The 669-nt window shown below is 61.7% G+C and carries 1 protein-coding gene; it reads left to right on the top strand.

From position 1 onward, the window contains the following. The coding region (locus VP06_RS33205; protein ID WP_245291409.1) for a nucleoside deaminase at positions 1 to 550 on the top strand (550 nt) is incomplete at its 5' end. Positions 551 to 669 lie beyond the last annotated feature (119 nt).

The raw sequence follows: 669 nt of genomic DNA, 5'->3' as shown, positions 1-669 counted from the left end.
CGCGGCCGGGACCGCGCTGTTTTCCCTCCTTCCAACGCTCCTGCCCGAGAGGCGAAAGGAACCCATGATGACGGACGACCATCAGGCGTTCATGGCACGCGCGATCGCATTGTCCGAACACACCTCGCTCGTCGAGAGTGCCGGCGGCGCGTTCGGCTGCGTGATCGTCCAGGACGGCAAGATCCTGGCGGAGGGCGCGAACCGCGTGGTGGCCGAGAACGATCCGACCTGGCACGCCGAGATGGCGGCGATCCGCAATGCCTGCAAGGCCGAGGGTAATTTCAAGCTGCGAGACGCCACGCTCTATACCAGTGCCGAGCCGTGCCCGATGTGCATGGCGGCGGCCTATTGGGCCGGCATCAAGGCGATCTACTACGCTTCGACCAACGAGGACGCACTGCGCTACGGCAATTTCGATGACAGCATGATCTATGCAGAGATGAAGAAGCCCGTGGACGCGCGCTCGATCCCGATCCGCCAGATCATGCGTGCCGAGGCCATCGAGGTTTGGAAAAAGTACCACGACAAGGCCGATCGTGTGCCGTACTGATCCAAGGGGTCGTGGAACGCGACATGGCGTTCTATCCTCGAATTTTCGCCGCTTGCCTGGATTGTTGTAGAAAATTCGAGCCGCTTCATCGGCCTTGCCGATCTCGGGTCGACCCGAGA

This window comes from Methylobacterium aquaticum, from assembly GCF_001043915.1.
Classification (GTDB): Bacteria; Pseudomonadota; Alphaproteobacteria; order Rhizobiales; family Beijerinckiaceae; genus Methylobacterium; species Methylobacterium aquaticum.
This window is presented reverse-complemented; position numbering and strand designations above follow the sequence as displayed.